This window comes from Xanthomarina sp. GH4-25, assembly GCF_045363175.1.
Taxonomy (GTDB): Bacteria; Bacteroidota; Bacteroidia; order Flavobacteriales; family Flavobacteriaceae; genus Xanthomarina.
Genome location: NZ_JBJFLO010000006.1, coordinates 298663 through 305248, shown reverse-complemented (window position 1 = coordinate 305248; position 6586 = coordinate 298663). Strand labels below are relative to the sequence as shown.

At 29.6% G+C, this 6586-nt stretch carries 4 protein-coding genes; 3 read left to right on the top strand and 1 reads right to left on the bottom strand.

Going from position 1 to position 6586, the window contains the following annotated elements; genetic code table 11:
- Positions 1–434 precede the first annotated feature (434 nt).
- On the bottom strand, positions 435–2408 hold the full coding sequence (locus ACI5KZ_RS11110; RefSeq protein ID WP_406847661.1) for a putative porin: 1974 nt from the start codon (positions 2406–2408) through the stop codon (positions 435–437).
- Between the two features lie 166 nt (positions 2409–2574).
- Between ACI5KZ_RS11110 and ACI5KZ_RS11105 the strand changes: the two genes are divergently transcribed.
- The 3 genes from ACI5KZ_RS11105 (at position 2575) to ACI5KZ_RS11095 (ending at position 6527) form a co-directional block, all read left to right on the top strand.
- Positions 2575–3174 (top strand): ribonuclease HII, encoded by a 600-nt coding sequence (locus tag ACI5KZ_RS11105; protein ID WP_109308704.1) that lies wholly within the window; start codon positions 2575–2577, stop codon positions 3172–3174.
- Positions 3175–3204: 30 nt separating this feature from the next.
- A complete protein-coding gene (locus ACI5KZ_RS11100; protein ID WP_406847660.1) occupies positions 3205–5640 on the top strand; it encodes a ribonuclease HII in 2436 nt (811 codons plus the stop codon).
- Positions 5641–5969: 329 nt separating this feature from the next.
- On the top strand, positions 5970–6527 hold the full coding sequence (locus ACI5KZ_RS11095) for a hypothetical protein (protein ID WP_406847659.1): 558 nt from the start codon (positions 5970–5972) through the stop codon (positions 6525–6527).
- The last annotated feature ends 59 nt before the right edge of the window (positions 6528–6586 follow it).

Below are 6586 nucleotides of genomic sequence, written 5' to 3'. Positions count from 1 at the left end.
CGGGGTGCAAATATACAACCCTTTTTTTATCCTAAACAAACTTTTTTTAACCTTTTTTGAATCTTTTTCTTAAACACCTTTTAAAACTCTTATTAACTGCATTTTATATAATTGAGTTTTTTTAAAATATATGCATTAGTAAAAAAGCATAGTACGTAAAATGGTAAAAAGACACCTCTTTTATTCATCTTAATAGTTTTTCTAATTATAGAATGACAGGCTATAATTATTCCATTATACAAAAGACTGCCTTAATATTTTTATTCGACTAGTTTCGCGATAAGGATTACTCATTCATGCTTATTTTATTAAATAGGTGTTCGAGAGTGTTTCCCATTTGAGGCATTTATTAGAGTTACTGCAAAGAGTGACTACTGAAGAGCCTAACTCAGATCTAAGGAAAGGAAACACCAATTTGAAAAAGGTTTATTACACTATAAAAAGAAGTTCCAGACCAATCCGAAACGGATTACAAAATCTCGATAAGGATGATTAGGTGCAGAGTAATAGTCGTAACCAGTCCATGCTGAATTAATATGTTCTGCTTTAATGTAGATTCTTGCTTGTTGAATTTTTGCATTCACGAAAAAGTCGAATCTAGGAAAGCTACCATATTCCCTATCTGTTTGGGTGTAGAACTCTGCTAAAAGAGGATCGTATCCATTCATATAATAGCTAGTGAAGTAATTAAATGTAATTCCTGTTTGCAGAAACAAGGCTTTCTTAAAAAAGTAATCTGAATAATATAACGTGTTTCTAGTTACAAATTCCGGCACATTAAACACTTGGTTGTCGTCTTTTACTGTTTGATATACAATGGTATTGTCTAAAGCAAACTTCTTATACTTTATTTCTTTTTCTAATTTTATGGATAAGTAACTAATAGATTTATCTGTTTGGAAGGGCTTAACTAGCCCTGTATCTGTTACCTTCTTAAAATAAGTGTAATCGTTTATTGATGTTATATTAAATGATAAATTGGCTATTTTATTAGATTGTAAGGTTAATTCAATATTTTGAGTTTCGGTATTATTAAAATTAGATTTCCAATTGTAATTTTTATAGACACTCTGGTATAGGAGATAGTTATAATTAGGTGCTTTTGACGCATGATTTATTTTAGCACTAAAGAGAATATCGTCTGTAAACTGATATGATGCTTTACCTAAGATATAATTTCCTTCAAAATCTCCAGAAACATTTAGACCAAACTCTCCTTCTATATTAAATCCTTTAATGTTTTTAAAATAGGCACCTCCTATTGAGACTATATCTCCTTTTAACCTGTTGGTAATTAAATTATTTTCAATATATGTTACTTTATCATACCCGTAATTATAATTATTATAACTAGTATTGAATTGAAGACTTCCAATAATATTGTTACTATAATTTGCATATAGTTTTGTGTTAAAATCTTCTAATGTGACTCTGTCTCTTAAACTTTTGGTTTGGAATGCATCGCCAAAATAATCGTTTTGCGACGTTTGGTTATATTCGTAATACTTGTCTTCAAAAGCAATTTCCTGACCGATGCTTAGCTTGTTTTTGGTTAAAGAGTCAATTTCTTTATTAATAATGTATTTATGGTTTAGATAAAAGCGCTTTCCTTTTAAAACATTTTCGGCATCTTCAAAGTTTACGGCTAATAGATCTCTATCTTTAAATTCAGGGTTTCCAGATTCAAAGTAGGGCACATTACTATCTTGTATGCCACCATTTTCTTCATTCAATAAATCTTGCATAACTATATGCCCATTTGCTATATACCTATTGTTTTTAGTTTTATAGCTAGTTGTAAATCTAAAATTACCTGTGCTTGTAAGTGCATGCTGATATTTCCCTAAAGAACGTAGTCCTTTATAAGCAATAGAAAAATTAAGTTGTTTGGATGTATTGGCCGTAAAAAACGCGTCTACTTGCTGTCCTTGTGTAAAAGCTGTTTTGTAATAAAGCTCTGTAAATGGCGTTGGTACATGATAATAATTAATGTCTTCAATTTCCATATAATTAAAATGCCTTGCTCTTGCTCCAAAAGACGGCATTAAACTATTATCATTAAAGGTATATATTAATCTATTATAAGATTGCCCAACATTAGAAAATGGCATGAGGTTAAAATTGTCTTTACGCAAATAGTTGAATTTATATTCTCTCTTAACGGTTAGTGTTGTATCGACAAAGGTTGTATCATTTTTATGTGAAACAATTAGGTACATCTCTATTTTGGCATCTTTATTTTTAATATTTTCGTTGCTAGTACTTTTAGTAGAACCTTGATAGGAATCATCTTGCTGATTATTATTTAAATCGCCTTGATTATTATCTTTACTAATAGTTTTCGTAATTTGAGAAAACCCAAGATTTACCATACCTAATAAAAAAAATGCTAAAAATATGTGCCTCATAATTATTTTTAAGACTCTGCAACAGTCTATTATAGGTTTTTGATTGATACAATTAATAGATAGTAAACAAAAATTTTGTCAAAAATAGAAAATATCTAATTGGTATTTATTTATAATGAACAATATTACAATTAATAATAACGTCTTATTCTTAAGATTTATATAAATGCTAAAATTTAATTATTCTGAATTTACTCTTGAATGTGGCACAGACGAAGCTGGGAGAGGCTGCCTATGTGGCCCTGTAACTGCTGCAGCTGTTATTCTTCCTAAGGGTTTTAAGAGCCCCATTCTAAATGACTCCAAGCAATTATCTAAAAAAAAGCGCAACCTTTTAAAACCTTATATTGAAGAACATGCTTTAGCATATAGTGTCGCTCATATATTTCCAGAAAAAATAGACGATATAAACATTTTAAACGCTTCTATTTTGGCCATGCATCAAGCCATAGAAAAACTAAAAACAACACCTGAATTTATTATCGTAGATGGTAACAAATTTAAATCTTATAAAAACATTCCACATCAAACCATTATTAAAGGAGATAGTAAATACCTTTCTATTGCTGCTGCTTCCATCTTAGCTAAAACGTATAGAGACGATTTTATGGAGAAGCTTGATGAAGAGTTCCCTATGTATAATTGGAAACAGAACAAAGGTTATCCAACTAAAGAACATAGAAATGCCATAAAAAAATATGGTATTACAGATTATCATAGAAAATCTTTTAGACTCTTACCAGAACAATTCAAATTAGAACTATAACTTATTATATTTGCAAAAACCCTCAAGTACATGAAAGGCATTTTTTATTTCATCTTAATTACATTGTTTATTACAAGTTGTAGTGTCGATAAAAAGGTAAGTAACCTATCAGATTTTATACCTGAAAATCCTTCTATTGTATTAAAGTTTTCAAATATTGAAAGCTTAAAAAGTAATATAGATAACAACGATTTTCTTCAAAAGTTTTCAAAATCAACTTCTTTTAAGTCTATTTCTTCTAGAATGGACGTACTCAATCATTTAAAAACGGATAATGAAGTTATTTTATGCTTTCTAAAAGATCAAAACGACAGTCTTCAATACAGTTTTATCACAAAATATCATCAACATATATTTAATGTAGATTCTTTACCAAACCATTCCGTTGAAACTATAAAAACAAAAGCACTAACATTTACTAAAACAACAATTGAAAAGGAGGTTATATACAGTATTGTTAAAGATAGTATCCTAATTGGAGCTTCTACCCAAGAGTTATTGGTTCATTCCTTAAAAAAGAACACTAAAAATATTGACATAGCAGAGTTATTACATACAGCCGATGTAAACAGTCCATTAACTATTATCTTAAATGAGGAAACCACCAATGATTTCAACGCTATTTTCAATCATGATTCTATTTTAAACTTAAAGCTTACACAAAAGGTCTTAGTAGATGTCGATTTAAAACAAGATGAAATTTTATTTAATGGAATTACTACAGCTACAGATTCTTCAAAAAGTCTCATTAATGTCTTTAAAAACACCATTCCTCAAGAAAACCTCTTAGCTAAAATAACACCAGCGAATAGCGATGGTTTTTTAAGCTTTACCTTTAATAATTATTCTAATTTTAAACAAAACCTAGTTGCATACAAGCAAACAGACTCTTTATCTACAGATACAACTTTGTTTGATAACATTGTAGAAGTTGGGGTAATTTTTGAAAAAAACAATCAAGCTATTGTTTTAAACTCTTTAGATGAGACTTCAACAGATGATGCTCTTTTAAATGAACAATCTCTTATTGAAACTTATAGACAGATTGATATTTTTAATTTTAGCCAACCAGAATTATTTAGTAAAGCATTTTCGCCAATTATAAGCTTCAAAGATGCCAATATGTATTGTATTATAGATAATTTCTTCGTTTTTGCTAATTCAACAGAAATCTTACAAAACATTATTGCAAATTACCAAAACAATACCACATTAAACGAAAGGTCTTATTATGAGGCTATTAAAGAAAATTTAAGTGATGAAGCTTCATTAATGTTCGTTGCAAACTCTAATAAATTAAATCAAATATTAAAAGGTAGTTTTAAAGAAGCACTAAATTTAAATCTAGACACTTATAAGTGTTCTGCCATTCAGTTTATTAACGACACACATTTTGCGCATGTAAATGGGGTTATAAAAAAGAGCAAAACCAAAGCTCTTGAAAATACGGTAACAGAAGAATTTAATATCAAGATTAACGAGGATATTTTAAATACACCTCAATTTGTTACAAATCACGAATCAAACCAAAAAGAGATTGTTCTTCAAGATGTAAAAAACAACTTGTATTTAATTTCGAATACAGGGAAACTACTTTGGAAAAAACAACTTGATGGTGCTATTCTTGGAAAAATTGAGCAAATAGACATGTATAAAAACGGTAGACTTCAATTGGCTTTTACCACACCAAATCGCGTATATGTTTTAGATAGGAATGGAAAAGATGTTGCGCCTTTTCCTTTAAAATTTAATGATCAGATTACACAACCACTTTCTGTATTCGATTACGATAATAACAGAAATTATAGATTATTAGTCACACAAGGTAAAGACATTTTAATGTTAGACCAGAAAGGAAAAACGGTTAAAGGCTTTACATTTAAAAATGCTGAAAACGCACTTAATCATCAACCTCAACACATTCGTATTGGAAGAAGAGATTATTTACTTTTTAAAACGAATAATAAACTTTATATCTTAGATCGTATTGGCAAAACCAGAATAACTGTTAAGGAAAATTATAATTATTCCAATCAAGCAGTCTATTTATACAACAACAATTTTACAACAACTACTAAAGACGGAAAACTAATAACTATAGATACAAAGGGTAACACTACAGAACAAAACCTTAATCTAACAGATATTCACAATATTAAAACAACTAGCAAAACACTGGTAGCACAATCTGAAAACAAATTGATTATTAAATCCAAAACCTTGGAGTTGGATTACGGAAATTATTCCATTCCAGACATCTTTTATATTAACGATAAAATTTATGTCTCAGTAACCGATTTACAATCTAAAAAAGTATTTCTATTCGATAGTCAAGGGCAAACTATTTCTAATTTCCCAGTCTATGGAAACTCTAAAATAAGTTTAGATAATATAGACAAAGATAGAAACCTGGAGTTTGTTACAAAAGGCGATAATAACTCTTTTATTATTTACCAAATAAACTAAACAACTAATAGTCAATTACATACTGACTATACATTTTTTCATACCAACTATACACCAATTAGATATAGCAATATCATTATTTCCTATATTTCGGTCTCTCTACAAAATTTAGTATTCCCTTAGAACAATTAATGCATTTAGTATTTAAACTTGATTATCAGGATTTAGGCCTTGATATGCAACATGTTAATTAATACAAATTAATATCTATAGAACATGAAAATTGGAACATCTCTTCCATACTATGTTACAATAGTGACAGTCTGCAGTGCATTATTAAAATAAATTTACACTCAATATTAATTATAAACCTTTTAAATTTTAAAACCATGAAAACAATTTCAAAAATCAAGTATGTAGCCTTAGCCTTTTTAATAGCTTTTAGTGTTTCCTGTTCTACGGAAGATGGCGCAGTTGGTCCAGCAGGTCCAGCCGGAGCAGATGGAACCGATGGTACAGATGGCAATGCCAATGTGCGAACCTTTACATTTGATGCTTCTGGGTTTACTGGGAGTAATAATGCTGTTTCCATACCTGAAATAACGCAAAGCGTTTTAGATAACGATGCAATTTTAGGTTACTTAACAGACGACGGTGCTTATTGGGTGTCAATCCCTAGTCCTTTCGACTCTTACCAGTTTGATTTTTCAGTACAAGTAACTACTAGTCTTGGATATTTTGAGTTAGATTATGGAAATGCTGCAGGAAACGCTTACACTGTAACAGCCGGTGAATTACAAGATCTTAAGGTCATTATTATAGAATCTACTAGCACAACAGCTGGAAAGTTAAATTCTCAAAATCAAGTAATTAACGAGCTTAATCAAGCTGGAGTAAACATAAAAGACTACTACGCCGTTTGCGATTATTACGGAATACCATATTAATCAATACCTTCTTAACTATATAAAACCGAAGCTAAACCCTTCGGTTTTTTATATACATC